We start from the raw sequence: 25,015 nt of genomic DNA, 5'->3' as shown, positions 1-25,015 counted from the left end.
TTTCGAGTGGAGGGGTGATGTTTGGGATATTTGGCGACGACGCCGATTGGGACGACGAGTACGATCCGACCGAATATGAAGCCCAGCCCGCATACGAGGGCGTCTCGGTCCAGAAGTGTTTTGGCTGCATACTCTGTCATGGCCAAATCATGCTGCTGATCCCATATTGGGAGCGGCACATGAAACATATGGTCGCGTGCGCGTGCGGAGCGGTGTTCCAAGTGGATCCGCTGCTTGCCGACCACGAATGGCGCGGCCCGACGCATGACGGCCCGACAACCGCACCATCCAATGACACCAAGCCCCGCGAGAACCACGTGCGCGATGCTGTGGAGGCTAACCGATGAAGCGAGAAGCCAGGAAGCTATTTGAGAGGGTGGCTCGGGCTAACGGCCTCAACACTCGCGGGCGGCGCGCATACAAGCGGCGATTCTTCCGGGAGTACCAGGAAACGCTGGCCATGGTAAGGCGGACGATAGAGCCGTTTGCTGGCAGGGAATGCAACAAGCAAACGATGCTCGATCTCATGGCATCGTTCGGTGCGGTTGGCCCAGATGTGCCACCGCCATATGTGATTTCGTTTAGCGAGCCAGTGGAGCGAACGGTGAATTTTCAGATCACGTTTCGGTCTGGATGCGCGCCGGTCGAGCTGATGGGAGATTTGGAGACGCCCGTCCATTGGACTGACGATGCGAATGAATAGGAGAAAGGGGTGAGCGACAAAGTGCAGGTCAGTATCGGGTTCCTGGGCTTGCCGGCAACAACGCCATTCAGGGGAAGCATTGAAGGCAACTTTGCGCCGGCGCCATCAAGCGCGGAGACGCTTCGGCAGATCGCCGCGAATCTCCAGGGCGACGATCCAATGCGAGTTGTTTTCGCGGGGATTCTGCTCAAGGCTGCGGCGGAGTTGGATGCTCGCATGACTGACGACGAAGCGCGCGAGATCCTGCGTGGTGGCAGCGCATGGATTGATTGGGATGATTCCGGCAATCGCCCGGACTGGGCGCATTGTGACAGCATAAGGCTAGATGGCGAGTTCACCGCGAAGGAACTACTGGCGATCCTGCACTTTGCGCCGAAGGACAAATCATGACCCGCGATCAAGTCGAAGCGATACTGGCGAAGCTGCAGCGTTGGGACGTGACGCCGGATTTTGATGGCGGATATGGCGTAGCTCCATGCGAGCAAGGCCAATCAGGCGACTTCGTTCATGTAGATGACCTTCGGGAAGTGCTAGAGGGGATGATAGAGCCGCAATGGGTCGGTGTAACCTGTTCGGTTATTGGTGGTGCGGCCAGCGATTACCGAGTCATGCCCGCGAAGCCGGAGGTGGAATGTGTTTATTCAGACGCGTTGCCGAGCGGCAAGCAATAGAGGGGTGCCGCTACACCCGAGGGCGTAGCGGGATACAGCGCTGGAACTGTTGCTGCGGTTTACAAAGGCTAAACTGTGACGCCAGCAAACTGCGCCAGCGCTGCCTTCGTGGTGGCGTAGCCATCCGTGTACAGGCGGTTCCGCAGCACAGGATTGAGGCTCTTGTCGAGCGGGCTGGCGTAGCCGCACGGCACTTGCGCCACGATGGCTCCAGTCATCTTTCCGATGGCAATGTGAGCGTCCTCGGTGGACTGGACCATCAGGTCGATCAGATGAGGCGCGATCTTGGTGATGCCATCCTCACCCGGCGACAGAGGCGAGTTCATGCCAGCCAGATCGATGCCGATTCGCGGAACCCCGTCTTCCGTCAGTTCATCTACGGGACAGTTCGACACCAAGCCGCCATCCACCAGAACCTTGCCATCAATCACGACCGGGACAAAGTAGATGGGGATAGAGGCCGACGCGCGGCCGGCGAGTGCAATCGGCGTTTTCGGTGTGAGCTTCTTACTGAACAGATACGGCACCTCGCTCGAGATGTCGGACGAAACGATAGTCAACTCCATATCGATATCATCGAACGTCTTGCCGGCGGTCTGCTTTTGCAGCCACTGAAGCAGGGCATTCCCGGAACTGTAGCCCTTGCCGGTGATGATCGACATGAGCGAGCCGGACATGAGAGGTGCCCAATCCATCGTCATGGCGAGTTCGCGGAGATCCGCCAAGGACATGCCACATGAATAGAGGGCGCTCACAAGGGCGCCTCCAGACGTGCCGCACATCTCGATTGGCGAGAAGCCCGCATCCGAGATAGCCTGAAGCGCCCCAACGTGAGCGGGGGCTTTTGTACCGCTGCCCGAAAGGGCAACCCGAATTGGACGCATTGCAAATCTCTGGGGAATAAAAAACCCCGCCGAAGCGGGGTTGATATATGAATGGGGAACAGTCAAGGACTGACCGGCTCAAGCGTCATCTCTGGAGTCCACCCTCGTTTCAGGCGGCGATGGATAGTCGTCTCGTTCAGGCCGAGTTCTCTGGCCCATTGCGCTACCGTTTGCCGCCGTCCATGGCGCTCGATGAAGACATTCTTGCGGGTATTGTTTGCCTGTTGCGTGGGAGTCGCCCAGCGGCAATTCCCGGGCTGATAGCCAATGTCATTGTCCTGTCGATCGATGCTCGCGCCAGCCGGACGCTTCCCCATGTCTGCAAGGAAGTTCTCGAACTTCATCCACCGCTCGCATACTCCAATTCCGCGGGCGCCGTAATCCTTGTATTTATCGTTGGCCGGATCGGTGCATCTGCGGATCATGGTGAGCCAAACGCCATAGTAGGCCGTCTTTGACATTCCATGCTTCGTTGACGCCTCAACAGTTCGATCAATCTTCAGGCAGCCGCAAGACCTAACCGCGCCCTGCCGAACTTGTGTGATTTCTTTCTCTATCTCGCGTCCGCACGCGCACCGAAACAGGCCAAGCCATAGGTGCTTGCGCTTCCTTTCAAGATGAGATAGGAAGGTCAGGCGATCGAAAGCGGCGCCGGGCTCCATGTCCTTACGGGCATTCTTGGCGCTCTCTTCGCGCTTTAGGCAGCCGCATGAACTTGTATTTCCGCTCGTGACGCTGCTGATCCGAAGATCAATCTCGTTGCCGCAATCGCACCGGAAAATGGCGTGACGCTTCGAATCGGATGAGGGGGTTTCTCGGACGTACGACAGGCGATTGAATCGTTGCCCGGGTGTATACTGGATAGCAGCCATCGTTCATGCTCCTTACATGGATGGTGGTCAGGGGTCGCAGTCGTGCTCATAACACACTGCGGTCCCGCTATTTTACACCCAATTACTTCGGATTGCTTAAATCACACGCCGCTCGCAGCCGAAGCCGGTACAGCGACAGCCGGGGCGGATGCGGCGCTAGCCGCCGCCGCATTCTGAACAGCCGTCACAGTGCCAACGCCGAGTTCGGCCAGCAGGATTGCGCCTTGAATCTGCGCCTTCGTGTTCTGGTTGAGCACAGCATCGGGAGCAGCGCCAACAACCACGCTGACAGCCGGGAACACGGTTGCCACGAACTTCGCGGGCGTGTCCGTCGAGATCGTTGCGCCGGCCGTACAAGCAGCATCAACGATGGGCTTGGCATCGGCGATCTTCGTCTGACCATCGGCGGGGATGAGCGCCGTCAAGGTCGGAGCGACTGCCATGGCTTGCTTGACGGACGGGCAGACGGCAGCGACGAATTGTGCGGGCGAGAGTTTCGGCACGGTCGGAGCCGAGCCATTGCAGCCGGCGAGGAAAGCGACAGACGCAACGAGTCCTACCGCCGCAGCGGTATAGAGAGATTTCATGTGGGAACCTCAGGGAGCGAGTTTGATTGCGGCAGCAGCAGCCGAGGAAACGGCACCCGCCACGGCAGAAACAGATTGGGATTGAGCGGTTATCGGAGCAGTCGCACCGATGGCGGTTGCGGTGTAGTGGACGACGATCGAGCCGTCAGCGGACTTGTTGGCGTCGACAGTCAGTGAGCCGATGTCGCGCCAGTCGAGAGCATGGAAGGCGCAACAGACCATCTGCCCGGCCTCGTCGCGGAATGGGCGGACATCGAATGTCGCGCTGCCCGCGCATCCGCTCAAGGCGAGGCAGAGCAGGGTGGCGCGGATCATTCGTTCACAACCTGCGTAGGCGCAGGAGCGTTGGAAGCAGCTTGAGCGACAGCATCTGCGGCAGCCTTCTGTGCGGCACGCGCGGGGCCAGTGGTCACGTGATACAGACCGAGGCCGCCGAGAAGGATCTTGATGTTCTCGACGTAATCTGTCGGCGCGACCTTGCCCATGAACACGAGCGCGGACCATGCGCCAAACAGAACGGCGCCAACGAGCAGTTTTTGAACGGTAGGAGAGAGGTTCATAGTTGCCTCACTTATGGATAATGCGGACGTGGAACGCCCGCACGTGCGGAACGGCGAGACGAACGGTCTTGCGCCGGCAGAACCACGTCAGCCACTTCATCACTGCACCTGAACGGCCACGCTGACCACGTTCGGGATGTCAATCGAGACATCGGGCTCGACAGTGAATTGCGCCGACGAGACCGAAGCGCCGAGCGGCTTGCCATTCGCATCGATACCCTGGACCGAGGCGCTGTACGTGCCGGCCGGAACGTTGGCGAACGACACCGACCACGGAGCGGTGGTGACGACTTGAGCAGGAACGGGATTGCCGGAAATGCTGACGCTGAGGCCGCCGAGCGTAGTGCCAGCGGGTGCGGTTACTGCGGTGGTGCCTTGAACGTCGAGGGTGACGATGACAGTTGCCAAAATTTGCTCCAGAGAATTGAGATTGACCCCGAGGTCTTTCTTATCGGCTCATGCACTGCAGTTGGAAACTCCGGCTGTCAGTGCGGCCTTGATTGGTTTGGATTTCGCACTCTATGAGGTACGAATTGAATGTCGTGCCGCCCGAGAGCCAGAACGTCACGACGCCTGCGTTGATGCTTGCGCCTTGTGCGAGCGTGATGCCGGTCGGAACGTTGATCGTTGCGGTGGAGATGGTTTCGTTCGTCGCCAGCCACGCCGACCAATCGAACGCGTAATCGAGCGTGCTGAGCGGATCTTTGTTGGGGATGGTCTGCGACAGGAGCGCCATGATTAGCTCAGCGCTTGCGAAAGGGCTGCAGCGGGGAAGGACGGAGCCGCATCCCCGCTGTTGAGTGTCTTGGGCGTCGAAAGTGCAGAAAACGACCAGCCATTACCCGATGTCGAAGCATCCGTGAGCATTACGCCGAACACGATCGTTGGGCCGCTCGTCGGGGCGCCAAACGTGATTGCGTTGTTGTTGCTAACGAGCCCCGACGATCCGCTCGATGCGACGGTCGTACCTGCGCCCTGAGTGCCCGACCAGTTAGCCAGCGACGAAGCAACCGACACACGCGCGTAGCCGGTATAGGCCGCTTCGGGGAACGTACCGCCATTCATCGCGGTCGTCTGTTCCGTCCACGTCACGCCACCATCGGTCACGGTGCCGCCTGCCGTGGTGGGCCACGTCGGCGCAGACGAGCTGGAGGTGCCAGCAACCGTACACTTATAGAGCCTGCCATTGCCACCAGTCGGGATGACCGTATCGCCCGAGCTATAAGCGGTTGATGCTGCCCAATAACCTTTGGTCGGTGCGATCAGCGCCACATAAAACGTCGCCGGCAAGCTGTTGGTCTGGCCGCGAAACAGGTTGTCGAGGATCTTGTTCTGCGCGTAGTTCGTGAAAGAGGCCATTGTTTTCCTTAAGCGGCAACCTTTAGGGTCCGCGATTCAGATGCGACTTTTAGGATTCGCGACTCAAGTACGACCTTGAAAACTCGCGATTCAGATGCGACCTTGAATGTCCACGGCTCGACCGTGACCCTGTATTTCCGACTCTCCGCCTGGACGGTGAATGTGATTGGGTTGACTGGGTTAAACGAGAGGAACGACGCGCGGAACGTTGCCGACCCAACAAGTGCTGCAGCGATCGGATTGATGGCGGCAGAAAGCGCTGCGGACAGCGACCCTTGTTCGGTGAGCGCAGCGGCGAGAGTCGCCGGGAATGACGCGGAAAGCACTTCCGTTTCAGCGAGTGATGCGGAAAGCCGGATGCTCGTCGTCAGGCCGGCAACGACGGCGCCATTCTCAGAAACGCTGGCCGATAGTTGAACGACCGTCTGAAGCCCTGCGGATACCGAACCGGATTCAACGAGACCGGAAACAAGGTTGACTTGCGTCGTCAGGCTCGGCGTCAGGAACGATGATTCGTTCGCCGCGGCCACTAGCCTGATGCCCGTCGTAAGCGCCGCTTGAGACGTACCCGACTCGACCAGCGCCGCAAACATCGAAGACGTCGGCAGCGAGCCTGTGACGGTTCCGCTTTCCGCCAATGCCGCATTGAGCAGCACTGAAGTCGAGAGAGACGATGTGACAGATTCAGTCTCAGCCAGAGAGGCCGCCATGTTGACAGCGGTCGTCAGGCTTGCCGATGTCGAGCCGGACTCGGCCAACGCAGCCGAGAACGAAGCCGCGTTGGCTGCGAATGACCCGCTAACGGACCCGACCTCGGCGAGCGAGGCAGACATCAGGACCGACGTCGTCAGAGCGCCTGAGACTGCGCCGCTTTCAACTAACGACGCCGAAGCATTGACGCCCGTCGTCAGTGCTGAAGTGACTGACTTGGATTCGGTCAAAGCGGCGGCGAGTTGGACCGAGGTCGTCAACGCCGCGCTAAGCGAACCAGTTTCCGCCAGAGCAGCCGCGCCCGTGACCGAAGTAGTCAGAGATGCACTGAGCGTTTCGGTTTCAGATAGCGGGCCGGCGAATGTCGAACCAGTCGAGGCCGAATAGGTGATGCGGATTTGAGCCCCGCCGCCGGTGCCGCCAGCACCGCCGCCACCCGCGCCACCTCCGCCAGCGCCAGGAAGCCCAGCGTTGCCGCCTAGACTCGCAGTGCCGCCATCATCGCCGCCACCTCCGCCACCTCCGCCGTTTGCTGCTGACGTACCTACCGAGCCATTGCCAGTGCCACTGCCGTTGCTGCCTGCGCCACCCGCACCCCCGAGAGAGTTATCGCCAGTGCCGCCAGTGCCGCCAAGCGAACTTGTGGCATTCGTCCCGACCGCTCCAAGTCCGTCCGGGCCAGGAGCGCCAGCCCCGCCACCACCATTGCCGCCACTGTATGAGTTACCACCAGCGGAGCCTGCGCGGAGGATTTCTCCAACGGCACCAGTAGTCGAAGCGCCCGCACCACCTGTGGGTGCATCGTTGGCGACATTGGTCGCGCCGTTCGCGCCGCAATACGAGGTTGCGAGCGATGTGCCGCCGAAATAGCAGGGTGACTGCGATCCACCGGCGGGAATTGAGACATTGAATGTCCCGCTTAGACTCGCAAGAACGCTAGAACGAGACTCGGATGAATAGCCGCCCGAACCTGCACCAGCAGCCGGAGTGCTGCCGCTGCGGTTGCTCGCGGTTCCGCCATTCGCGCCCGGCCCCCACGTTTCGAGGAGCGTGATCGTATTGCCAGCGGGAAGCGACCACGACGTACCTGACGTGATAATCGCTATCGTCATAGCAGGCTAGCCGACAGGGAGGACGACTCGTGAATGGCTGCTGCCATCAGCGGGAACATCGGCGTCGTGGGCGTGCCAAGCGATGTATTGGGCGACGTTGATTCCAGCGTCAGAACGACATTGCCCGGCAACCCCATACCGTGCGAGTAGTAGGCCAACCCGGACGCGATGAGCATTTCCGTCGAGACCGGATCGACGCCATCGGGAAACGCGACCTGCAGTGAACACTTGCATAGCTGAAGGCCGGGAACCTGCGGATTGGCCACGCTCGATGTCGGATCAACCGAGATCGATGTAACGATAGAGTCGCCGCTATATCCCGCGTCCTGCATGGCGAGCTGGACAACGCCGGCTGAGACACCCTCAATCTGCGCAGCGGTGTACGTGACGGGGAGGTCTCCGTAGACGGTGTATATGCCGAGCCAGGTCATGTGTCAGGTATCAGCAAGAGGGCGATTCTTGATCTTTGCAGACCATTCGGCGGCATCAGTGCGAACGTCGACGTTGAAGCTGCGGAAATTCCCGAGGTGACCGGCAAAAAGATGGCAGTTCACGCCGCCTTTCTTCGCCTCGCACAAGACGATCAAATTCGCGGGGTCTAACTCGAGATCGGGGTGCAGATGGAAAGGGCGCACGTGGTGTACGGTCAGGGTGTCGTTGCCGCCGCACAATTCGCACGCCGGGTGCAGCTTCAAATACTCTTCGCGAACCTTCGGCCAATGCGACGAACGCGCAGCGGTGATCGGATGCTTGCCTTGGGCAGCATCAATGAGATGGCGAACGATGGGCATAAAAGAAAAAGCCCGCGAGTGCGGGCTAGTGAATATCAGTGATACCGATTTCTGCGGATTATTGCTGTAGCGAATTAGCCAAGCCGAGCGCCTTTTTCGCCGCTCCGTACAGAGCCAGGCGTTGCGAGTACTGCAGCGGCGTTCCGGTCGAATGGGGATTGCCTAGGTTGATGGCACGCGAGACGGCCAGGAAGTTGCCGGCATCGGCCCACTGATTCAGCTTGTTGTTCGACCAGAACCACGCGGCGGAAAGGGCGGCGTTGTCGGGCTGTTGAAGCAATTCAGGATGGTCGATCAGCGGGAGATTGAGCGCGAGGCCGCAGATGGCGTAGTTGGCCTTTCCGGTGATCTGGATGAGGCCGCGCCCGCGGTATTTGAAACCGTCGCCCGGATCGGTATTGCCGAGGCCCTTAGCCTTCACTGATGGCGGGTCGTATTCCTGCTGGGCTAGCGTCGGGCCCCACAGCTCGGCGGTGAAGACTAGACGCCCAGATTCGACGCCAATCTCAGCCAGGAATGCCGCCACGCGAAGCGGCGTATCGATCTGGTAGGCATTGCATGCCGACTGGATCGGGGCTAGCCATTGCATCGCTCGAGCAATTGGAGCGCCACACCCAGCGCTCACGATGGATGCGGTCAACTCCATGTCAACTCCTTCAAACGATCTTATGTGGAATCCAGGCGTTCGGGTCGCGGATCAGGACGCCACAACAGCGGTGCCATCCGTCCGCAATAATTACTGGCCGTCCTCGCAGGAGTAGGATCGGAGACATGGGCGTTCCCTTGTCCATCTTTTCAAGGTCATGCGCCACCGCGTGATCCTTGGCTGTCAGCGGCACGTCGCCAGACATGCGGATGATGTCTTTCGCCTTGGTGCGCGTGATCGGGGCGGCCCGCAGTTTCTTGACCACTGCGGCGCAAAACTCGTCATCAAAGGCGAGATTCAAATACGAGTAGGCCGCGTCGTAGTCATGAGCCTCGACGTCATCCAACCATTGAATCTGTTTCACGACGCGCTCCCCGGCCACTTGCCATGCGCCAGCGCCCATACCGCAGCCGCAAACGCGATGAACGGGCCGAACCACACCACCATCTTTCTCAGCACGCGCCCTGTCGCCGTGAAGAAGCCAACGCCAGACTTGGCGAGCTTCAGCAGCTCAACCAGTTCTTTCGTATTCGATTCGACGCGCAACGTTGCCGCTGTGTTGTCGGCCAGTGAGGTTTCAATGCTGTTCATGCGCTCTTCAAGCGCGTGGATGCGGTCGTTGGTCATGGGCTGAAAAGAAAAAGCCCGCGCGGGCGGGCAGGTTTGTTTGTGCTTGACCAACGTACCCGTTGGCCCTATCATTAAATCACTGGGCTTCGCATCGTGCGCGGTCCGACACTCCGAAAGGAACCCATCGTGAAAACCTTTTTTCGCGCGCTTGCTCGCGCTCTTGGACCTCGCCATGCGTTACGAACCTCCATCAGCGGAGGCCCTGGACAGGCTGAAGAACGAACTCGGCAAGACCAGTTCCGAGATGGCGAAGCTGTTTGGCCTTTCGACTGGTCGGGCATGGCGCCGGTACTCATCCGACGTCGAGGGGAATCATCGGGACATGGGCATGCACATGCTCTTCTTCGCGATGGCGCGGCTCGAGCTGGGCGAAGAGAGTGTCGAGCGCGTGCTAGAGCGCATGCGCAAGGTCGGAGCGTCGGTCGATCTTTCGGCGGATGGTGGCGAGCAGGAGTAATTGGTGCTTTCTCGGCGTGTCTCGCTGCTTGCGGTGGTGGCGAGAAGCCCACCGTAGCGCCTGACGTCATCGCCACAAACCCCAAGTCATCCGCGCAAGTCGTTGTGCCGGCATCGGATGCGGTGGCGAGTCAGCCAGCGGCAACGGGTCCGACGACTCCTGCATCGGAACCGGTAGCGGCGTCATCGCCCGCGGCTTCTGAGCCGGTGGCGGTGGCTCCTGTGCCGGCCAGCACGCCCATCGTTCAACTTGCCGTCTTCGGTGACGATCAGGCCATGGGCATCGGCTACACGTCGATGGGGATGGCCCAGCCGATCACACCCAATGCGCCAGCAGCGCTCCAGGCGTTGTTGCAAAAGCAGCTTTCCGACACCGGGATTCAGGTCTCGGACCTCGCTACTGGCGGCCGAGCATCGAGCTTGGCGAATCTGTTGGATGGGATGGACGGGGGCGGGGCTCCGTTCGCGCAACGACTCACGGCCAACCCAGCATCAATCGTCGTCATCTCATACGCGATCAACGATCAATACGGCGGTGAGACACCCTCAGACTTCGGCGGCTATCTCACTCAGGCCATCCAGACAGCCCAAAGCGCCGGCCGCACGGTTGTCCTAGAAGAGCCATCACCAACCTGTGATACGGACCATCCGCGCCTCGCGGATTACTCATCTGCCATCGATGCGGCAGGGAAGGCGCTTGGCGTGCCTGTCATCCAACAATTCGCCTTCGTCTCGAGCATCCAGGGATGGCAAGCGCATATGGATGCTTCATGCACCGTGCCTGACGCCTACATCGACGCCATCAAGGCCCAGCAAGAACTCGCGGTGATCGCGCCGCTTGTCCGGAACCTAATCAAGGGGTAATTCCATGCGCACGATAAATATCGCGACCGCGGTCGCGGGGGCGGCGCTCGTCCTGGCGATTCAGAATGCTTCGGCGCAGAGTTTCTTCGAGATCGAAGCGGGTGCCGGAGCAACTTACTACACCCTTACCGAAGGCAAGTGGTTTCAGGACGGGGCGCTAGACAATCACGTTGTATCGCATGCCCCTGCGCTGATGATCGGCCTGACGGGAAATGTCATCGATCGTGCTAATTGGGGCGTCGACTGGCACGCGGACCTGAACTACTTCGGGGGCGTCTCGGCGTCGTGCCAGTGCACAATCTCGGATGCGGATTACAATCCGTCGACGCACCAGGTGCGAAAGGGTGCGACCACCGAAAGCTATTACGGTTCGGGGCACGCGATGGGCGTCTCACTCATGCTCGAACCGTACCTCAAATACGGCGGCTGGAAGTTCGGCGCTGCGGCTGGCGTGCTCGGTTACAGAAAGACATGGGTCGAGAACGTCTCCGGCTGGGCTGGCAACTTCGGCGATCCGCGACCGGTTCCGGTGCACCTGGAATCTGCGCACGGAATCAGTTTCGCGCCGGCTGTCGGCTTGGACGTGTCGTATGAGCGATTTACGTTCTCATACCGCTACTACTTTACAAGCCGTAATGAGGGCAACACGCCGCCCTTGTGGGATGACGTGCAGACGATGATGGTGACGTATAGGTTTTGAGGTGCCGCGCTCGACCATGGGCGGGTTTGATACACTCACGCCGATAGCCGCCAAGGAGATTCTATGAAAGCTTTACGTCAGTTCGTCCATAAGCTTGAGTTCACATGCGGGTTTGCATGTGCGTGCGTTGCCGGCATTTCTATAATGCTCGGATCGGTCGCGCTTGTACTGCTGCCCGATTCTCGCGCCCGTCAATCGCTGGTGAAAGCACTGATGCATTAAGACATGAAACAGGACAACAAATGGCCGAAGGTTTTCCCGCCGCTATCTCCTGAGCAGAGGCGAATCAGCGACGATTTCATGAAATATTGGCATGAGGTGTTGCCGGCGCGCTATGGCGTCGTGAACAAGTTCAATCACGGCTACCCCGTGAAGAATGCACCGGCTGGATTCATGAGAACGCTGGAGATCGGTTGCGGAGACGGCGAGCACCTGACTTACGAGACGCTGACGCAAGAACAGAAGAATGGGTACTACGCGGTCGATATCCGGCAGAACATGGTCGATGCGCTAAAGAAGCGCTTCTCGGAGATCAATGCCGTCGTTTCAGACTGCCAGGAGCGCATGCCATTCGACGATGGCTACTTCGATCGAATCCTCGCGATCCACGTGCTTGAGCATCTTCCGAATCTTCCCGCCGCTGTGCGCGAGTTGCATCGCCTCTGCGACAAGCAGAAAGGCATTCTTACCGTAGTAATTCCTTGCGAGGGAAGTCTAGCTTACAGCTTGGCGCGCAAGGTGTCTGCCGAGCGAATATTCATGAAGCGCTACAAGCAATCCTACGACTGGTTTATCAGCCGGGAGCATATCAATGTTCCCCGCGAAATTCTCGGGGAACTCGATCCATATTTCGAGGTTATCTCAAGTTCCTACTTCCCAATACCGCTGCCGATCATGTCGTGTAATCTCTGCATAGGACTTACGTTTAAGCCAAAAACATAACGTCCTATTGATTACACGGGCGCCGGAAGACCCTGCTGCGCACTCCATGGCTGCGCAGCGAAGTAGGTATGCCATTTCGTATCGGACGTATCGATGGTTCCTTGATTCGCATACCAGTCAGCAGGTTGCGGACTGGAGAAGTACGAAATAATCGCGGTTTTCGTGCTATCTGAAAACTGTACGTTAATGGTCGCCATGATTAGATCGAATAGCCCGAAACGAAGATTGTGAAAGTCGGCGTACCGGAAGAACTGGCCGTCGAATAGACCATGGTCTGAGCGGAAGATAGTTTAAGACGGTTAAATGTACCACCAAAGCCCGTGCCAGCCGCAACCGTTCCAGTTATCTGCTGGTAGCCCACACCAACAGTAGATTCAAGGACGGCTAGAGTAATGTTGGAAAGGGCCGTGGAGTTAACTGACAAGCTGCCCGATACAGTAACCGCATTAACGGGGATGTTAGAGGTCAAGGACAGTGATGCGCCGCTCACAATCGATGAACTGCCCAATACTGCCACATTTGCTATACCAATATCACGGTCTCTCTGCATGCCAATCACAAACTGCCCACTCCCGTTCGTAGGCCAGACCGAAAGCAGGGCGCTCGCCGTATACCCGGCAGGCATATTCGCGCCGGAATAAACGTTAGTGCGCAACGTCGATGCGTTCTGCGCTACCAACGCACTCGCCCCCGTAGTCGGGTTATAGATCGCATACAGCGCGACGAAGCCCGATACCGGAGCCGTCCCCGTATCCATCCCTCCTGCGCCAGTAGTAGCGAGGTTGATGGTTTTGGAGAAGGAGGGGAGGCAGTAGCGCAGACCGCCGAGTGCAGTCTCGACGATGATTTCGTCTGCCGTGAGCGTGGCCGTTGCGCTGGCTGCGGTGACGGACATCACGAGGTTGCGGACGGAGCCGACTACGCCGGCTACCTGGCCGAACTGCACCGCATGCTGGCTTGCAGTGGCGGGGGAAACCTGTGTGGCGCCCCCAGTGTTCTCGAGCAGGATGTAGACGGGGTTCCCGCCGTTCAATGTCGGGTTGTATTCGACCTCGACATACCCGTTGGCGATGATTTCGCCACCCTGGATGGCCGAGTGTGCGGAGCCCCAGATGGGGTAAGCCGTGCCGCCGTTGACTGCAAGCGTCGACGCACCAGTGTTGGCGTGGGCGGCCGTGAAGCCGACGATTGCGCCTTGGGCTAGTGTCGGGGCGGGTGAAAGCGCTACCGCATACGCGTTCGCTGCGCCCGTGTCGGCGGCATACGTGTACGAGTTGTTCTGGACGCCCGGGATCTGAGCCTTAGCCGCATCCTGTCCCTGCGTGTAGAAATTGTTCGCTAGGTCGCCGGCCAGCCACGATTTGGCAGTCGTGCCTTCCTGCGCCCGCACCATCGACGTGATCGTGTCGCCCGAGCGGCCCGTCACATAGACGATCTCATTGTTCAGGCCCGTCGCTGCGTCGACAAACGTCATCGCGAATTGCTGTCCTGCGCCGGGATTCGGGAAGTTCGCGCCAGTCCCGGGGGCGAGTGCGCACGTTGTGGCGGACGCCGATATTGCGCCCGCAAGCGTGGTAGACGCGTTATTCGCAGTGAGGAAGATCGTCATGTTTCAGGCAATAAAAAAGCCGCCTCAGTGGGCGGCTTGATTGGACTCAGGAGGGCGTCAGATCACGTTGACAACGTAGGTGAACTGGAATGGCAGCTGCAGCGCTCCGGACTGGATGGCTGAGGCGAGAATCTGGGCGCTAGGTAATGGCGTGAGCCCAACCGTCGAAACCTTGTAGGCGTTGAACGTCGATCGGTTAAAGCCGAACCGGTTGAACATTGCCCCGCTCTGGAGCGAGTCGTTGTTCTGTCGGATGTTGATGTTGACCTGATTGTTGAGGCCGAACGTCACGCTAATCTGGTTGGTTTGACTGATGCCGGGGTCAGTGCCATTCGTGCCGAGGAGGAAACGCAGCACGCGCCGTTTCAGCCATCGGATGTTGAAGACCTGCCCATCACCCTTGTAGAAGTTCCATGTGATGACGCGCTTGAAGATGTCGTCGTTCGTCTGGTAGTAGGTCGACGAAGATTTAACCTGACGACCGTTGAGGGGAAGGGTATTGAACGCGACGGTGTTGAGCGGGCCGAATATCCTCGTTTGCCCAGCACCCGGGAGCGAGGGGCGGACAATGCCGTAAAGACCCTGAGCCACCCAGTCCAGCAGTGCGCCGACGATCAACGTTCCGGTATAGATGGGAAGGCCAATCTGGTTGAACCAGTTCACGTACTCTTGCGCGAGCGTGTTGAACGCCGTGATGAAGGCCTGGATATCCTGGTCGTCGTTGTATTCTTCGTAGGCGTAGCTGGGTATGAGCGTGTTCAGCATGCCTTACCCCTGGTTCACCGTGATATTGGCTGTGGTCGTGTAGAAATACGATTCTGGGTCGCCTGCGATGACCCCGGTCCCGGTTCCTGGCGCGACAATCACTCCATTGATGATCACCTGGAACACCATGCGCGTCAGTAGCTGGGGCGGAATCACGGCCGATACCGCGCTCTGGAAAACGTTCTGCAACTCGAACAGATTCATCGGCTGCCCCACGGCAATGCCATTGACGTAGTTAGCCAGTGGTTGCTGGGCAAGCTGGGCTATTGCGGCCGGCGAGATGAAGTTGGTCGAGATCGTGTTCCACGTCACCGTGATGGACACGGTTTGCTGCGGAGGGTTGACGAAGACGACTTGATATTGGTCCGGATAATCGTTGATCGAGACCGTGACGTTCCGCGGATTCGGAGAGAGCGTCGCGCCGCTCACGTATGCGCCGAATCCGCTGCCGTTCGTTGTCGTCGTAATCGTCGTTGCCGTGGCCGACGCCACCGTATAGGTCACGTTATATGCGCTCGGCGTCGCGCCCGTCACCGTGACCGTCTGGCCTGCGGTATAGCCATGGTTCAGGTTTGTCGAGATGACAACGGGATTGGCATTCGTCATTCCCGTGATGGCAAGTTGCGAGCCGATCAGCGTCGATATATCGAACAGGGCCGAATAGATCGCATAGGCGGTCTGGTATGGGTCGCCACCGCCACAAATGACCCTCCACCCACCGCTCGCACCCTGCTGGACAGAAATCAGGTTGGGTTGCACGCCCGAGACGTTTTGAAGCAACGTCTTCAGATGCGTCGCCATGCCCTGAGACGTTGCCAGGCCGGCTTGCAATACTTGTGCGCGATATGCCTGCTCGGATTGCGATGCGAGGCCTGGCGTGCCAGCGTTCGGGTTGTTAACCGTCAGAGCAATGGTCGACGGAACCGAGGTGATGAGCTGCTTGACCGTGTTCTGCGGTACGGCCCACGTCCCCGGTAGAACCGCCACGCAGAACAGCGGGAGCGACGTTCCGCCCGAGCCAATGATGCCGCCGTCCTGAACGATGTACTGGTTTGTGCCATCGGACACAGTGAAACCCTGCGTGATGACATATCCTGCCGGGCCGGTGAACACGACATAGACCGACGTGTTAGAACCGACGCCCTGTTGAACGCCATAGATCGCGCCAAGCTGCGTCAGGAGCGACGGATTGGCGGCGAACGGACTGAGGGAATTGATCAGATCGGCGCGAGCCTGATCGATCATCGCCAGTGCGGCCGTGTCCGTGCTCGAGATATCCTCGATGAGCGAGCCGGGGAGGTCTGCCGTCAGGCCGGGCGATAGTTGGGTGGCCAGCGCGATCAGTTGCGCGTTTAGAGAAGTCGGAGATTGCGGCTGCGGCCCCGCCGACGTCATGGTCAGCGGCGGCACGGTCACGATGTCGGTCATGGGATAAACTGGGGAATTCCTCCCCGAGCTTTAGGAAATGAGAACGGTGCGCGTCCACCCTGAGCAGCGCGTTACGCTTACTCGCGTGGCCGCGTGCGTGCGTTTTGTCTACAACTACATGCTTCGGCTGAGATCCGACACGTGGTACTTCAGGCAGACCAGAATTGGCTACCCGGAGACGGTCAGCGCTCTCACGGTCATTTCGGGGCTGAGGGAATATCGGTTTCTTGCCGAGGCTCCGCCGAAGTCACTCGACGAAGCGCTGCGCGATCTGGAAGAGGATTTCCGCGCGTTCTATGTTAGAGAGGCGCACTATCCGAGGTTCAGGGGCATGGAAGCACCGGAGCCAAACCTGTCCGAGAGCCGCGATTATCCGACCGCCAATCGATGTCACGACTGCGGATACTTTCTCGAGCAGATACCGCGGACACCCGAATGGACGTGCCCCGACTGCGGCGTGGTTCACAGGACTTCAGAGAACACGGCGCGCAACGTCGAGGCGGTAGCGCGTTCGATAGCATTCAATGCCTCGAAACTAACCGACAAGCCACCATGAAATCACTGCTGTTCGCACTCCTGCTCTCCATCTCCATCAACGCTTCCGCCGCAGTCGATGTATGCAAGCACGGCCCGCGCGCCATTTCATCATTTGTGAAGGCGCGCGATAGCGGAACGTCTTATGAGATCGTCAGGGATTCGATCGAATCTGCACCAGGGCAGCAGACGGAGATAAAAGACTTCTATCTCGATATGGCTGGATGGGTTTACCAACACCCGGATTGGAGTGCCGACTATCTGATCGATACTCTTTTTCAGACATGCTTTGTCAGAACCCCGCCACCGGGACTTTCCATCCCCTAAACCGGGATGCTCGCCGAGATCGTTGCGCCATTGTGCGTGATAGCCTGGATGTTGTACGTCGGTGTCGCAGAATTGACCTTAGTGATAGTAAGCGAGGCAAAGTACGGCGCGAACTGTTGTTGCGTCTGATTGACGTAAAAATCCGGGAATACCTGGGTTACCACGGAGGGATGTGCGGGGATCCCGTAATTAGAGAAGAACGGAGACTCACCTAGGTTTAGCTTTAGGCACTGGATAAGCGTTGTGATATAAACGGCGTCGTTTTGCCCGCTCGCATCCGTCGTCACCTCAACCCACTTGTAAGTGCCATCGGGGTTATATACGCGCCCGTACGTTCGGAGATTGCTCATGGGGCAATATTTCCAGTTGGCGCCGACGTCGTTGGGACGCCAGTGTTAGCCCCGCCGTTTCCGTTGCTGTGCTCATGGCCGTCCAGCCACGCAAGCAAAGCGGCCCACGTCGAATTCATCAGCGATACTGACGTCGTATGCGAGCCATCAGACAACGACCCATTGGAGCCGGTAATGCTCCATCCGGTCGGCGTCAGTGTCATCGTCGTTGAACCCGTCTTTAGCTGGATCTGATTCGGCGCTACGATGGCGATACTCGATGGGGTGAGCGTGATGATCGAATTGCTTCCGGTGTCGCGCAGGACGACTCCGTTCGGTCCGTAGATCGTGACTGCGTTCGGATCAACCGAGGTCCACAGCTTGTTCCCGATCGGCAGGAACACGAGTGTTGACAGATTGGCTCGCTGCGTCAGATCCGCAACCCCTCCGCCCAGCCCACTCATCCCGCCCAGGTAGGCATCGAACGGGACTACCGCTCCCTTGTCGCCCTTCTGAATCGGGTAGCGGATGTACTCCGGGCCAAAGAGGGGCACCGTTACGTTCGGCAGCGTGAATTGGCTGTTGACTTCGAACTTGACGGTGATGATCGCCCCGGAAACCGACACGACGGAGCAGGGCAGGCCCTTGCCAGTCATCTGAAACGCGTCATTGATAGACTTTGCAGCGAACTCATTGAGCGCTGGCGCCAGCGGAATTCTGAGATGATCCATCGGTTTGCACTGACGTTGCGTCGATTACAGTCACCCACGATGCGGCGTCTGGGTCGCGAAAATTCCCTACGTGCCGTACGCGCGTGACAAGGAAGGATCCCTGAAACACCAGGCTATTCCGAAACGCAGAATAGGACTGCGCCGTTGTTGTCACCTGAGATTGGGGGAGGGAAATATAGTCTCCCACCTGAATGTCAGACCTCAGAACGCAGTAGATTCCAATTGTCGCGAGATCCTTCCAGACCGGCTGACCGATGATGTCTGTGAAGACGATCGGTTTCGGCGTCGTCGGCGTCGTGCCGTCATACACCAGAAACGTGTTATCCCGGATCAGCATCCGAACGCCGCTGTACGATCCGCCAACGATGGACCTGCTGATCGTATTGATGTGGCTGGCGAACTGGCCCAGGGATTGATACACCCCGGGCTCATCGTGCGACAAAACCAGATTCGAGCTGATGTTGATCGATTGCTTGTATGTCGGAAATGCTGTTTGCAGAGTGTTGGAGATCGCCGTGCTTAGCAGCATGCCGGCCGTCCAGTTGGTCACCAGATTCTGGGGCGCGTCTGCGCTTCCAGTGTCCGCATAGAACACGAAGTCAAGCGTCTGGTTGACGCCCTGCCAGTTGCCGAAGGCCTGGAATATTTTTCCCTGAGCGATCAGGCCGGCTTGCGCTGGATTGGCTAATGGCAGGCCCTTCGCCATGCCGGCAAATATCCTGACCGTCTTCCCGTTGAAGTTCGATGACTGCCCGATGTCCGTCAGCGCGATTCCCCACACCCGGACATACGCATAGCCAGCCGGCGCATCATAGGTGTAGATCGGAATGTCGAGCTCGATATTCAGAGCCCCGGGCAGCGTCGACCCACTAAACGGATCGATCGACGAAAACTGCTTGACGACGTTACCGTTCGTTGAATCCAAAATCTGAATGGTGTAGTAGCGCATTCATGGACTCACTTCGAACTGCGCGCTCGAGACCCGGTACACGAGGGTCGATGTGAAATTCCCCGACACCATTGAAATACTGTAGTTATCGGGTGATCCGATTAGCGGCACACACAGCACCAGCACATTTTGCGATGTGTAGAGGTTCAGGTAGTACCGCTGCCCGAACATGTTCCACGTCATGATGGCGGTGTATTGCTGTCCATCCAGTGTCGGCTGAAAAACGAAGTTCGATGACGGCGACGGCGTGAAAGGGATGTATGTCGTCATGGAAGGGCTGTCACGATGCTGGTCGGCGTCGGCACCGCGCTGGCAACGGCACCCGTCAGGCTACTTGTCAGACTCGATGCACCACTCACTACATTGCCGATAGTCGACTCGACGCCAGACCATGCGGGGACGCCGCTGAATGGAAGTCCGCCCGCTATCTTGTTCATTAACCCGTTAAGGGCCTGGGCGGCACCGGACTGGGATATAAGTGGCCGCTCAAAGTCCCACTGCCATTCGGTCTGAACCTGCTTTCCCGCGCCCGAGGAGACGTCTCTCAAGCTTGTGAGAATGCATCCAGTGTAGATGTACGATGGCGTCGCGACGGTATATGTACCGCCCGCGGCGTTATGCGCGTCGAGCGCTGTTTTAAGCGCACTCATCGTCATCAGCTTCGAGATGTACCCACCCTGAGAATTGGCCGGGCAGGCCATCAGGAGGGAAACATTGAGCGGCTGGGCAATGATCGCGTTCGCCGCGACCGCCTGATTGGCGAAGGGATACTTGCCAATCTGGTTGCTGACGAGGGTTGTCCCCTGCAAAGGTCTGAACTGGGCAAAAAACGAGTCTAGATTCAGGCTAACATTCCCCTGCAGCAGGCCGAGAGCAAAACTGCCGGGTTGAGTCAGCGCCACGATGGGCAGCATCCCGCCTGGGATGAACGCCGCCAGACCATCCGTGAGGATCACAGGGCTGATCTGGTATCCAAGCTGGAAAAGCGTGCGTTCAAACGTCGACATTACTGTGCCAATGCGTTAGTGGTTACGATGGCGCTGCCGCCCGTGTTATTGCGAACTTCGATGAGGACCGGAGGAAGCCCGCGATTGTGAAAGCCACCGGGCATAACTGGGCCAGATGTTGATGTCGAAGAATTCGAAGGCGACGCCATAGCGATATAGTCGCGGGTTTCCTTCGGGAGATGCGATTTCCACTGGTCACCGTTGGTAGCCAGATCCTTGTCCACATTCCCCGCACCCCAGTTGTATGCAGCCGCGGCCTTTTCGAAGTCGCCCTTATACTTCTTCATCAGGTCGCCAAGAATCTTCCCCGCCGTCTCAGCGGAATCATGGAGATTGAACGGATCATCGAGGCCATATTGCTTTGCCGTCGACTCCATGATCTGGAATGGCCCTTTGGCTCCCTTGGGCGATACCGCCTTTGACAGATCCTTGCCCGAGAACTCGATTCTCTGGATTTTCTCCAGAGAGCCGGCCGGAAGTTTGTTTCGCTTTTCGATATCCGGAAAGTAGTTCGGCTGATCGTCGGCCAGATTCCGCACCTTCCACGCCAAATTGTCTATCGATGTTGGGGTCAGGGATCCCCACCCTGACGCCTCCTTAGATTGACCTGTCTGACCGGTGGCGTTTGGTTGAGTGCTTCCGGTTGGCTCCTTGATAATTCCAAGGAACTTGAGCTTGCTATAAATCCAGTCGAACAAATCTCCCAATCCAGACGCGACTTTTTTGACCTTCTCCGCGAAGTCCTCCATATCCGATTTGAACTGATCGGATGTGAGGTACGTGGCAAACTCCCTGATCTTGTCGCCGAGAGTCTGGATATAGCCGGGCAGATCCTTGTCATTCGCGAACATCGTGATGGCGTCAACCACCGCGCCAGACAAGGAGGATAGGGGATCCGAAAGACTGGATAGTTTTGTGATCAGGACATTTTCAATCTGCGTACCGGCGCGGTCGAGTTGAATTTTCAGGCTCTGCCAGCCCCTCAAAGTCTGATCGCTGACGTCGAGCGCTTGCTTGTCGGCTTGCTGCTTTCGTACCGAATCATCGATTTCCTGGTCCGTCATGGCATGGAGTCGACGCAGATCGTCCATGCTGAACAATTCGGTCAGGCCATGGGCCTCGGCGCCCTGCTGGGTCATGCCAGATTGCTCAAAGGCATGCTTTGCGGCCTTCAGGGAGTCTGCAAAGACGTCAACATTGCTGCCCCGATCGGGATTGACGCCGAGCGCCGAGAATACCCACCGCTTGCTAACATCGGATCGGGCATTCGCGACATTCTCGAGCGTCGAATCGACATCCGTGAACTTGCCAAAGTTGATGCGAGCGGCTTGGAGCTCACCCGGGCTAACGCCCAGCCCCTGCGATTCGCGGCGGATGTTAGACGCCGAGTTGGCGAGCCGGTCAATACCAAACAGGCCCACCCCTCCCAGCAATCCAGAGAAGATCGACGCTAGGCCGCCCCACTTGAGCAAAGAGAGTGTGGCTTTCCCGATATTCTTTGCGATCGAGAATGCGCCCTTGGCGATCTTGTCGACCACTCCGACCACCGACTGAGCGATGACGCGCATTTTGCCCATGAACGTCGGCGCGTCTTTGAGACGCGAATTCATCACCGACACCGATGCAGCGATCCTGACGAATGGCTGAACCGCTGCGTTCATCGCCTTGCCGATCGATCCCCACGTCGCCGGCATGGAGGCAAGTTGTTTCTTGTGGGCCGCAAAACTCGCCTGCACTTTGGACCATGCCGTACCACTATGCGCAACGGCTTCCTGGTACTTCTGGAAGCTCTTCTGGAATTCCTTCCACGCCTGGTCACGGACGTCGATCGTAACAATTGCACGAGTGCCAGACATCAGAGCGTTCCTCTTTGTTGCTTAATCGCGGCGATGAGATGGCGCTGCCTGAATTCGTGCGCCGATTCATACGGGTAGTTGTATTGCGAGAAGAACGTTTCGAACCCGGACCCGGAAATCCAGCTCAATGCGGAATGGACAAGGCTGTCGCCGTCTCGCCAGAACTCTCGCCCGGCGTCGATGTCGGCAATGAGTTCGCCCACTCCGTAGAGTTGAGCAACGTGTTTTGCGATTCCCAGATCTCGTTCACGCCTTGAAGAAGGCCCTTGACTTCCTTCGCCTTGTGCATCCACGAGACGCATGTAAAAAAAACGATTTGGCCCTCGACTTCGGAAACCGTGTCCGCATCGATTGCTTCGTTGCGAACGGCGTCCTCATAGAGCATCGTCGTCCAACCTCGCTCTGCCGGGAGAACCACGTTCGTCAGGCGCCTGATTTCGTTCATTAGGACGTTTTCCACGCCGTTAGGCCCCTCCCAGATACCGCGCTCGATGGCGATGTTTTTCATCATCGTCGCTGCAACGCGCGGGCCGGCGAATGCGGTCAAGCCGTCTTCGTATAGCACGCTAAGCGTCTTCGAGATGATGAAGATGTTCGCCTCAAACACATCCCGCGAAATCGGAGTCGAGTGCACGTAGATCATCCCGGTTTCAGTTTCTACCGGGATGATCAGATTCATTTTTTTATCAAGGCGCATTTATTTTCCCTGTGCTAAATGCGGTTACAGCAGAGACCACATCGCGTTGTTCACGATGTAGTAGCCGCGGAGCGTGATCGTCCAGCCCGCCTCTTCGCCGTTGATCTTCATCGGGCGCACATCAACGATGGATGCGTTGTTGATGTAGTAGGTCGGTAGAGCCGATGTATCCGGAGTGATCACCATGTCGCCGATGACGGTCGTGTTCTCCATCTGGGCCTTGTAAGTTGCCGCAAGGCCGTTCGTCTTCAGGATGTTGATCGTCACTGCCGCGATCATGTACGGCTCGGGGCTCGTCACCACACCGACCATCGTCGGAATAACCGTGGTGGCTTCACCCTCGAGCGCAATCTCAATCCCGTCTTTCACGACATACGAGGCCGTGACGTTCAGGGCGGGATTGCTGACATACTTGACGCTACCCCGCAGCCGATTAAGAGTCCCTTGCGGGATCATGGGATTTGAAGTTGGCATTTGTTATCCCTTAGATCGGAACGAAGTTCGACACGTTGATGTTGAAGATGATCGTCGTGAATCCGCGTGCCGGCGTGTAAGCGATCGACAGGCCGCTGTACTTGCCCAGCGGAAAGTCGTTCGGGTTCTGCGTGACATACGTGATGAACGGCACGGCATTGACGAGCACGCCGATTGGGGCGTTGCCACCCGTAAGCAGTTGGACGAACGCTTGCGGGCTAAGGGCGGTAGCCGTCACCGGACCCAGCGCCAAGCCACTATTGACCGCTTGCGTTGCGGTGCTCTGCGAACGGATCTGCAGGCGATCAACGCCCGGCTGATCGTAGTAGAGCGGCGCAATCGAGTTGTTCGAGCCGTTGATGATCTCGTTGGCAATGTTCAGATCAACGTTGATCTGCATCCAGTCAACCGAATACCAATAGTTGAACGGATTGCCATCGCACATCGTCCCCCACTTGATCATCGTGTTGCTGATCCCACCCTCGGCCCCGGTCGCAACGTAGTTGACGTTGTTGGTGCGGAAGGTTTGCAGCAGCGACGAATTGCCTTGGGTCGGATACGGCGTGACGCCCACTACGTACTGGAAGCACAACGGAGCAACCGGGGTGGTCGAGCTCGGGCTGTACTTCAGCGTGTTGTAGAACGTCGCAGCAAGGCTGAATTCAGACGACGGGATAGAGGGAGCCTCGATCGCCATGTACACGTTCTTCATCAAAGCGGTGAAGTTCGTGTAGTTCGCCTGAGTGACAGTCACGAAGAAATACTGTTTCGCGGTCGTCGACTCGTAGCTCGCAATCAGCGCCGGGAACGTCGGCTCGCTAGCCCATTCGCGCGGAACCAGATACGAATAGAACTGAAGCGGGTTGGCGGCCATATAGGCCGTTAGCGCCGTGACGCCCTGAGCCGGCGTACCGGGACCCAGCTCAAGCACGGTCACCGGGACCTGAGAGCCTTGCGCGAAGAACGTAGTGTTCTGCGAGTTAAGCTCAGCAACGTCGGCGTCGGTCACTGTGCCTTGCACCGTCACCGTTCCGGGGCTGGACGCCAACGGATAGGTGAACGTATTGGCGCCGGTAATGGTCGCCGTGAACGTGCCGTTGTAGCCTGCCGGAGTCACGCCAGCAATAGTTAGGAGGAGCTGATCGCCGTTCGGGTAGCCATGCGGGCTTGTGGTCGTGACCGTCACAAGGTTGCTCGCCCACGCCATCGACGTGATGGCCTGAGCACCTGCCAGAATCGACGTGATGCTCGACAGCTGAGTCAGGAGCGCGACGCCGTTGGTGGTGAGGGTCGTGCCGCCTTGCGAAATGATGACGCCGGTCTGCTGGAGCGTACTCGGAGCCGGCGCAATGCTTTGAGTGACGTTGACCGTCACAATCTGATTGGCCATTGCTTATCCTTAGTCGAACGACACCGAAACCACGCCGCTCGTACCCGGGTTCACGACGATTCCGGCCGTGCAGGGGAAGTCGAGATTGATGATCTGGCCAGCCGTCAATTGCGCCGAGGCAACCGAGAGAACGAGATTCGATGCGGCCGCGCCGCCAGTCGTCGTCACATCGTTGACCGATACAGCGCTGGAAGTCGGGACCGTGTTGACGGTGATTTTGCAGACCCGGCCGGGGGCCGCCTTGATGACCGTGGCCGCCGTCACATTAAGCTTGTTCAGCGAGCCATTGCCGATAAGCAGGTTGCCCGACGCATCCGTCGTAAGCGGAGCGCGCGCGTTGTTGGGATTGGTTGCTACGTTTGCTTGAAGAGCGCCTTGAGGCATGATTGGGTTCCTGAAATAAAAAAACCCGCTCAAGGCGGGTGAGGGGG

At 58.3% G+C, this 25,015-nt stretch carries 37 protein-coding genes; 11 read left to right on the top strand and 26 right to left on the bottom strand.

Features of this window, described 5'->3' with window-relative positions; translation table 11 throughout:
• Positions 1-17 precede the first annotated feature (17 nt).
• Genes AB4Y43_RS01565 through AB4Y43_RS01550 form a run of 4 tightly spaced genes read left to right on the top strand, consistent with a single transcriptional unit; the run spans position 18 to position 1,374 of the window.
• Positions 18-347: a hypothetical protein gene (locus tag AB4Y43_RS01565; protein ID WP_368726867.1), complete on the top strand. Its 330-nt coding sequence runs from the start codon at positions 18-20 to the stop codon at positions 345-347.
• Positions 344-703: a hypothetical protein gene (locus AB4Y43_RS01560; protein WP_368726866.1), complete on the top strand. Its 360-nt coding sequence runs from the start codon at positions 344-346 to the stop codon at positions 701-703. The genes AB4Y43_RS01565 and AB4Y43_RS01560 overlap by 4 nt, the downstream gene beginning before the upstream one ends.
• A gap of 9 nt (positions 704-712) precedes the next feature.
• Positions 713-1,093 carry a hypothetical protein gene (locus AB4Y43_RS01555; RefSeq protein ID WP_368726865.1) on the top strand — a complete coding sequence of 127 codons (381 nt, stop codon included), beginning with the start codon at positions 713-715 and terminating at the stop codon, positions 1,091-1,093.
• Complete coding sequence (locus AB4Y43_RS01550; RefSeq protein ID WP_368726864.1) at positions 1,090-1,374, top strand: hypothetical protein; 285 nt, start codon at positions 1,090-1,092, stop codon at positions 1,372-1,374. The genes AB4Y43_RS01555 and AB4Y43_RS01550 overlap by 4 nt, the downstream gene beginning before the upstream one ends.
• A gap of 68 nt (positions 1,375-1,442) precedes the next feature.
• Here the strand turns inward: AB4Y43_RS01550 and AB4Y43_RS01545 are convergent, their stop codons facing one another.
• From AB4Y43_RS01545 to AB4Y43_RS01505, 9 genes are all read right to left on the bottom strand, one after another.
• Positions 1,443-2,258, bottom strand: coding sequence for a patatin-like phospholipase family protein (locus tag AB4Y43_RS01545; RefSeq protein WP_368726863.1), 816 nt, complete (start codon positions 2,256-2,258; stop codon positions 1,443-1,445).
• 62 nt (positions 2,259-2,320) lie between these two features.
• Positions 2,321-3,130, bottom strand: coding sequence for a hypothetical protein (locus AB4Y43_RS01540; protein ID WP_368726862.1), 810 nt, complete (start codon positions 3,128-3,130; stop codon positions 2,321-2,323).
• A 101-nt stretch (positions 3,131-3,231) separates the two neighbouring features.
• On the bottom strand, positions 3,232-3,717 hold the full coding sequence (locus AB4Y43_RS01535; RefSeq protein WP_368726861.1) for a hypothetical protein: 486 nt from the start codon (positions 3,715-3,717) through the stop codon (positions 3,232-3,234).
• A 9-nt stretch (positions 3,718-3,726) separates the two neighbouring features.
• A complete protein-coding gene (locus AB4Y43_RS01530; protein WP_368726860.1) occupies positions 3,727-4,032 on the bottom strand; it encodes a hypothetical protein in 306 nt (101 codons plus the stop codon).
• Complete coding sequence (locus tag AB4Y43_RS01525; RefSeq protein WP_368726859.1) at positions 4,029-4,277, bottom strand: hypothetical protein; 249 nt, start codon at positions 4,275-4,277, stop codon at positions 4,029-4,031. Before AB4Y43_RS01525 ends, AB4Y43_RS01530 begins: the two co-directional genes overlap by 4 nt.
• Before the next feature lie 99 nt (positions 4,278-4,376).
• Positions 4,377-4,685: a hypothetical protein gene (locus AB4Y43_RS01520; RefSeq protein ID WP_368726858.1), complete on the bottom strand. Its 309-nt coding sequence runs from the start codon at positions 4,683-4,685 to the stop codon at positions 4,377-4,379.
• A 40-nt stretch (positions 4,686-4,725) separates the two neighbouring features.
• Positions 4,726-5,013, bottom strand: a complete 288-nt coding sequence (locus tag AB4Y43_RS01515) for a hypothetical protein (protein ID WP_368726857.1) — start codon at positions 5,011-5,013, stop codon at positions 4,726-4,728.
• A 2-nt stretch (positions 5,014-5,015) separates the two neighbouring features.
• Entirely contained in the window at positions 5,016-5,636 is a 621-nt protein-coding gene (locus tag AB4Y43_RS01510; RefSeq protein ID WP_368726856.1) for a hypothetical protein, read from the bottom strand.
• Between the two features lie 8 nt (positions 5,637-5,644).
• A complete protein-coding gene (locus AB4Y43_RS01505) occupies positions 5,645-6,346 on the bottom strand; it encodes a hypothetical protein (protein WP_368726855.1) in 702 nt (233 codons plus the stop codon).
• On the opposite strand from AB4Y43_RS01505, the gene AB4Y43_RS01500 reads away from it, so the two are divergent.
• A complete protein-coding gene (locus AB4Y43_RS01500; protein WP_368726854.1) occupies positions 6,345-6,734 on the top strand; it encodes a hypothetical protein in 390 nt (129 codons plus the stop codon). The two genes, AB4Y43_RS01505 and AB4Y43_RS01500, sit on opposite strands and share 2 nt — an antisense overlap.
• A 721-nt stretch (positions 6,735-7,455) precedes the next feature.
• Here AB4Y43_RS01500 and AB4Y43_RS01495 read toward each other — a convergent pair.
• Genes AB4Y43_RS01495 through AB4Y43_RS01475 form a run of 5 tightly spaced genes read right to left on the bottom strand, consistent with a single transcriptional unit; the run spans position 7,456 to position 9,700 of the window.
• A complete protein-coding gene (locus AB4Y43_RS01495; protein WP_368726853.1) occupies positions 7,456-7,890 on the bottom strand; it encodes a hypothetical protein in 435 nt (144 codons plus the stop codon).
• Between the two features lie 3 nt (positions 7,891-7,893).
• A complete protein-coding gene (locus AB4Y43_RS01490; RefSeq protein WP_368726852.1) occupies positions 7,894-8,250 on the bottom strand; it encodes an HNH endonuclease in 357 nt (118 codons plus the stop codon).
• A gap of 58 nt (positions 8,251-8,308) precedes the next feature.
• Positions 8,309-8,896 (bottom strand): glycoside hydrolase family 19 protein, encoded by a 588-nt coding sequence (locus AB4Y43_RS01485; RefSeq protein ID WP_368726851.1) that lies wholly within the window; start codon positions 8,894-8,896, stop codon positions 8,309-8,311.
• A gap of 10 nt (positions 8,897-8,906) precedes the next feature.
• Positions 8,907-9,260 (bottom strand): hypothetical protein, encoded by a 354-nt coding sequence (locus AB4Y43_RS01480; RefSeq protein ID WP_368726850.1) that lies wholly within the window; start codon positions 9,258-9,260, stop codon positions 8,907-8,909.
• Complete coding sequence (locus AB4Y43_RS01475) at positions 9,257-9,700, bottom strand: hypothetical protein (RefSeq protein WP_368726849.1); 444 nt, start codon at positions 9,698-9,700, stop codon at positions 9,257-9,259. The genes AB4Y43_RS01480 and AB4Y43_RS01475 overlap by 4 nt, the downstream gene beginning before the upstream one ends.
• Here AB4Y43_RS01475 and AB4Y43_RS01470 point away from each other — a divergent pair.
• The 4 genes from AB4Y43_RS01470 (at position 9,699) to AB4Y43_RS01455 (ending at position 12,488) form a co-directional block, all read left to right on the top strand.
• Positions 9,699-9,983 (top strand): XRE family transcriptional regulator, encoded by a 285-nt coding sequence (locus tag AB4Y43_RS01470; RefSeq protein WP_368726848.1) that lies wholly within the window; start codon positions 9,699-9,701, stop codon positions 9,981-9,983. The genes AB4Y43_RS01475 and AB4Y43_RS01470 overlap by 2 nt on opposite strands.
• A gap of 221 nt (positions 9,984-10,204) precedes the next feature.
• Entirely contained in the window at positions 10,205-10,846 is a 642-nt protein-coding gene (locus AB4Y43_RS01465; protein WP_368726847.1) for an SGNH/GDSL hydrolase family protein, read from the top strand.
• 4 nt (positions 10,847-10,850) lie between these two features.
• The gene (locus tag AB4Y43_RS01460; RefSeq protein WP_368726846.1) at positions 10,851-11,546 is read left to right on the top strand and encodes a hypothetical protein; all 696 of its coding nucleotides are present in this window, start codon (positions 10,851-10,853) and stop codon (positions 11,544-11,546) included.
• Positions 11,547-11,771: 225 nt separating this feature from the next.
• Positions 11,772-12,488 (top strand): class I SAM-dependent methyltransferase, encoded by a 717-nt coding sequence (locus tag AB4Y43_RS01455; protein ID WP_368726845.1) that lies wholly within the window; start codon positions 11,772-11,774, stop codon positions 12,486-12,488.
• A gap of 199 nt (positions 12,489-12,687) precedes the next feature.
• Here the strand turns inward: AB4Y43_RS01455 and AB4Y43_RS01450 are convergent, their stop codons facing one another.
• From AB4Y43_RS01450 to AB4Y43_RS01440, 3 genes are all read right to left on the bottom strand, one after another.
• Positions 12,688-13,962, bottom strand: a complete 1,275-nt coding sequence (locus AB4Y43_RS01450; RefSeq protein WP_368726844.1) for a hypothetical protein — start codon at positions 13,960-13,962, stop codon at positions 12,688-12,690.
• Between the two features lie 192 nt (positions 13,963-14,154).
• A complete protein-coding gene (locus tag AB4Y43_RS01445; protein ID WP_368726843.1) occupies positions 14,155-14,862 on the bottom strand; it encodes a hypothetical protein in 708 nt (235 codons plus the stop codon).
• A 3-nt stretch (positions 14,863-14,865) separates the two neighbouring features.
• Positions 14,866-16,290: a baseplate J/gp47 family protein gene (locus tag AB4Y43_RS01440; protein WP_368726842.1), complete on the bottom strand. Its 1,425-nt coding sequence runs from the start codon at positions 16,288-16,290 to the stop codon at positions 14,866-14,868.
• A 37-nt stretch (positions 16,291-16,327) separates the two neighbouring features.
• On the opposite strand from AB4Y43_RS01440, the gene AB4Y43_RS01435 reads away from it, so the two are divergent.
• Together AB4Y43_RS01435 and AB4Y43_RS01430 are read left to right on the top strand one after the other, a co-directional pair.
• Positions 16,328-16,846, top strand: coding sequence for a helix-turn-helix domain-containing protein (locus tag AB4Y43_RS01435; RefSeq protein ID WP_368726841.1), 519 nt, complete (start codon positions 16,328-16,330; stop codon positions 16,844-16,846).
• Positions 16,843-17,151: a hypothetical protein gene (locus AB4Y43_RS01430; RefSeq protein WP_368726840.1), complete on the top strand. Its 309-nt coding sequence runs from the start codon at positions 16,843-16,845 to the stop codon at positions 17,149-17,151. The genes AB4Y43_RS01435 and AB4Y43_RS01430 overlap by 4 nt, the downstream gene beginning before the upstream one ends.
• A 346-nt stretch (positions 17,152-17,497) precedes the next feature.
• Here AB4Y43_RS01430 and AB4Y43_RS01425 read toward each other — a convergent pair whose 3' ends face one another.
• The 9 genes from AB4Y43_RS01425 to AB4Y43_RS01385 form a co-directional block, all read right to left on the bottom strand.
• The gene (locus tag AB4Y43_RS01425) at positions 17,498-18,211 is read right to left on the bottom strand and encodes a hypothetical protein (protein ID WP_368726839.1); all 714 of its coding nucleotides are present in this window, start codon (positions 18,209-18,211) and stop codon (positions 17,498-17,500) included.
• Positions 18,171-19,160 (bottom strand): hypothetical protein, encoded by a 990-nt coding sequence (locus AB4Y43_RS01420; RefSeq protein WP_368726838.1) that lies wholly within the window; start codon positions 19,158-19,160, stop codon positions 18,171-18,173. The genes AB4Y43_RS01425 and AB4Y43_RS01420 overlap by 41 nt, the downstream gene beginning before the upstream one ends.
• On the bottom strand, positions 19,161-19,430 hold the full coding sequence (locus AB4Y43_RS01415; RefSeq protein ID WP_368726837.1) for a hypothetical protein: 270 nt from the start codon (positions 19,428-19,430) through the stop codon (positions 19,161-19,163).
• On the bottom strand, positions 19,427-20,167 hold the full coding sequence (locus AB4Y43_RS01410) for a hypothetical protein (RefSeq protein WP_368726836.1): 741 nt from the start codon (positions 20,165-20,167) through the stop codon (positions 19,427-19,429). Before AB4Y43_RS01410 ends, AB4Y43_RS01415 begins: the two co-directional genes overlap by 4 nt.
• Positions 20,167-22,023: a lytic transglycosylase domain-containing protein gene (locus tag AB4Y43_RS01405; protein WP_368726835.1), complete on the bottom strand. Its 1,857-nt coding sequence runs from the start codon at positions 22,021-22,023 to the stop codon at positions 20,167-20,169. Before AB4Y43_RS01405 ends, AB4Y43_RS01410 begins: the two co-directional genes overlap by 1 nt.
• 124 nt (positions 22,024-22,147) lie before the next feature.
• The gene (locus AB4Y43_RS01400) at positions 22,148-22,702 is read right to left on the bottom strand and encodes a hypothetical protein (protein WP_368726834.1); all 555 of its coding nucleotides are present in this window, start codon (positions 22,700-22,702) and stop codon (positions 22,148-22,150) included.
• A gap of 42 nt (positions 22,703-22,744) precedes the next feature.
• The gene (locus AB4Y43_RS01395) at positions 22,745-23,194 is read right to left on the bottom strand and encodes a hypothetical protein (RefSeq protein ID WP_368726833.1); all 450 of its coding nucleotides are present in this window, start codon (positions 23,192-23,194) and stop codon (positions 22,745-22,747) included.
• A 10-nt stretch (positions 23,195-23,204) separates the two neighbouring features.
• Positions 23,205-24,584 carry a hypothetical protein gene (locus AB4Y43_RS01390; RefSeq protein WP_368726832.1) on the bottom strand — a complete coding sequence of 460 codons (1,380 nt, stop codon included), beginning with the start codon at positions 24,582-24,584 and terminating at the stop codon, positions 23,205-23,207.
• A gap of 9 nt (positions 24,585-24,593) precedes the next feature.
• The gene (locus AB4Y43_RS01385; RefSeq protein WP_368726831.1) at positions 24,594-24,968 is read right to left on the bottom strand and encodes a hypothetical protein; all 375 of its coding nucleotides are present in this window, start codon (positions 24,966-24,968) and stop codon (positions 24,594-24,596) included.
• Positions 24,969-25,015 lie beyond the last annotated feature (47 nt).

Source organism: Paraburkholderia sp. BR10872, from assembly GCF_040965835.1.
GTDB classification, from domain to species: Bacteria; Pseudomonadota; Gammaproteobacteria; order Burkholderiales; family Burkholderiaceae; genus Paraburkholderia; species Paraburkholderia nodosa_A.
Note: the sequence above shows the minus strand (reverse complement) of the source record. Positions and strands in the feature narration are given on the sequence as shown.

Excerpts from the sequence above, each read along its gene's own strand:
- AB4Y43_RS01565 (WP_368726867.1), top strand. The coding sequence starts at position 18 with ATGTTTGGGATATTTGGCGACGACGCCGATTGGGACGACGAGTACGAT.
- AB4Y43_RS01560 (WP_368726866.1), top strand. The coding sequence starts at position 344 with ATGAAGCGAGAAGCCAGGAAGCTATTTGAGAGGGTGGCTCGGGCTAAC.
- AB4Y43_RS01550 (WP_368726864.1), top strand. The coding sequence starts at position 1,090 with ATGACCCGCGATCAAGTCGAAGCGATACTGGCGAAGCTGCAGCGTTGG.
- AB4Y43_RS01545 (WP_368726863.1), bottom strand. The coding sequence starts at position 2,258 with ATGCGTCCAATTCGGGTTGCCCTTTCGGGCAGCGGTACAAAAGCCCCC.
- AB4Y43_RS01540 (WP_368726862.1), bottom strand. The coding sequence starts at position 3,130 with ATGGCTGCTATCCAGTATACACCCGGGCAACGATTCAATCGCCTGTCG.
- AB4Y43_RS01535 (WP_368726861.1), bottom strand. The coding sequence starts at position 3,717 with ATGAAATCTCTCTATACCGCTGCGGCGGTAGGACTCGTTGCGTCTGTC.
- AB4Y43_RS01530 (WP_368726860.1), bottom strand. The coding sequence starts at position 4,032 with ATGATCCGCGCCACCCTGCTCTGCCTCGCCTTGAGCGGATGCGCGGGC.
- AB4Y43_RS01525 (WP_368726859.1), bottom strand. The coding sequence starts at position 4,277 with ATGAACCTCTCTCCTACCGTTCAAAAACTGCTCGTTGGCGCCGTTCTG.
- AB4Y43_RS01515 (WP_368726857.1), bottom strand. The coding sequence starts at position 5,013 with ATGGCGCTCCTGTCGCAGACCATCCCCAACAAAGATCCGCTCAGCACG.
- AB4Y43_RS01510 (WP_368726856.1), bottom strand. The coding sequence starts at position 5,636 with ATGGCCTCTTTCACGAACTACGCGCAGAACAAGATCCTCGACAACCTG.
- AB4Y43_RS01500 (WP_368726854.1), top strand. The coding sequence starts at position 6,345 with ATGTTGACAGCGGTCGTCAGGCTTGCCGATGTCGAGCCGGACTCGGCC.
- AB4Y43_RS01505 (WP_368726855.1), bottom strand. The coding sequence starts at position 6,346 with ATGGCGGCCTCTCTGGCTGAGACTGAATCTGTCACATCGTCTCTCTCG.
- AB4Y43_RS01495 (WP_368726853.1), bottom strand. The coding sequence starts at position 7,890 with ATGACCTGGCTCGGCATATACACCGTCTACGGAGACCTCCCCGTCACG.
- AB4Y43_RS01490 (WP_368726852.1), bottom strand. The coding sequence starts at position 8,250 with ATGCCCATCGTTCGCCATCTCATTGATGCTGCCCAAGGCAAGCATCCG.
- AB4Y43_RS01485 (WP_368726851.1), bottom strand. The coding sequence starts at position 8,896 with ATGGAGTTGACCGCATCCATCGTGAGCGCTGGGTGTGGCGCTCCAATT.
- AB4Y43_RS01470 (WP_368726848.1), top strand. The coding sequence starts at position 9,699 with ATGCGTTACGAACCTCCATCAGCGGAGGCCCTGGACAGGCTGAAGAAC.
- AB4Y43_RS01475 (WP_368726849.1), bottom strand. The coding sequence starts at position 9,700 with ATGGCGAGGTCCAAGAGCGCGAGCAAGCGCGCGAAAAAAGGTTTTCAC.
- AB4Y43_RS01460 (WP_368726846.1), top strand. The coding sequence starts at position 10,851 with ATGCGCACGATAAATATCGCGACCGCGGTCGCGGGGGCGGCGCTCGTC.
- AB4Y43_RS01455 (WP_368726845.1), top strand. The coding sequence starts at position 11,772 with ATGAAACAGGACAACAAATGGCCGAAGGTTTTCCCGCCGCTATCTCCT.
- AB4Y43_RS01450 (WP_368726844.1), bottom strand. The coding sequence starts at position 13,962 with ATGACGTTTGTCGACGCAGCGACGGGCCTGAACAATGAGATCGTCTAT.
- AB4Y43_RS01445 (WP_368726843.1), bottom strand. The coding sequence starts at position 14,862 with ATGCTGAACACGCTCATACCCAGCTACGCCTACGAAGAATACAACGAC.
- AB4Y43_RS01440 (WP_368726842.1), bottom strand. The coding sequence starts at position 16,290 with ATGACCGACATCGTGACCGTGCCGCCGCTGACCATGACGTCGGCGGGG.
- AB4Y43_RS01435 (WP_368726841.1), top strand. The coding sequence starts at position 16,328 with ATGAGAACGGTGCGCGTCCACCCTGAGCAGCGCGTTACGCTTACTCGC.
- AB4Y43_RS01430 (WP_368726840.1), top strand. The coding sequence starts at position 16,843 with ATGAAATCACTGCTGTTCGCACTCCTGCTCTCCATCTCCATCAACGCT.
- AB4Y43_RS01425 (WP_368726839.1), bottom strand. The coding sequence starts at position 18,211 with ATGGATCATCTCAGAATTCCGCTGGCGCCAGCGCTCAATGAGTTCGCT.
- AB4Y43_RS01420 (WP_368726838.1), bottom strand. The coding sequence starts at position 19,160 with ATGCGCTACTACACCATTCAGATTTTGGATTCAACGAACGGTAACGTC.
- AB4Y43_RS01415 (WP_368726837.1), bottom strand. The coding sequence starts at position 19,430 with ATGACGACATACATCCCTTTCACGCCGTCGCCGTCATCGAACTTCGTT.
- AB4Y43_RS01410 (WP_368726836.1), bottom strand. The coding sequence starts at position 20,167 with ATGTCGACGTTTGAACGCACGCTTTTCCAGCTTGGATACCAGATCAGC.
- AB4Y43_RS01405 (WP_368726835.1), bottom strand. The coding sequence starts at position 22,023 with ATGTCTGGCACTCGTGCAATTGTTACGATCGACGTCCGTGACCAGGCG.
- AB4Y43_RS01400 (WP_368726834.1), bottom strand. The coding sequence starts at position 22,702 with ATGAATCTGATCATCCCGGTAGAAACTGAAACCGGGATGATCTACGTG.
- AB4Y43_RS01395 (WP_368726833.1), bottom strand. The coding sequence starts at position 23,194 with ATGCCAACTTCAAATCCCATGATCCCGCAAGGGACTCTTAATCGGCTG.
- AB4Y43_RS01390 (WP_368726832.1), bottom strand. The coding sequence starts at position 24,584 with ATGGCCAATCAGATTGTGACGGTCAACGTCACTCAAAGCATTGCGCCG.
- AB4Y43_RS01385 (WP_368726831.1), bottom strand. The coding sequence starts at position 24,968 with ATGCCTCAAGGCGCTCTTCAAGCAAACGTAGCAACCAATCCCAACAAC.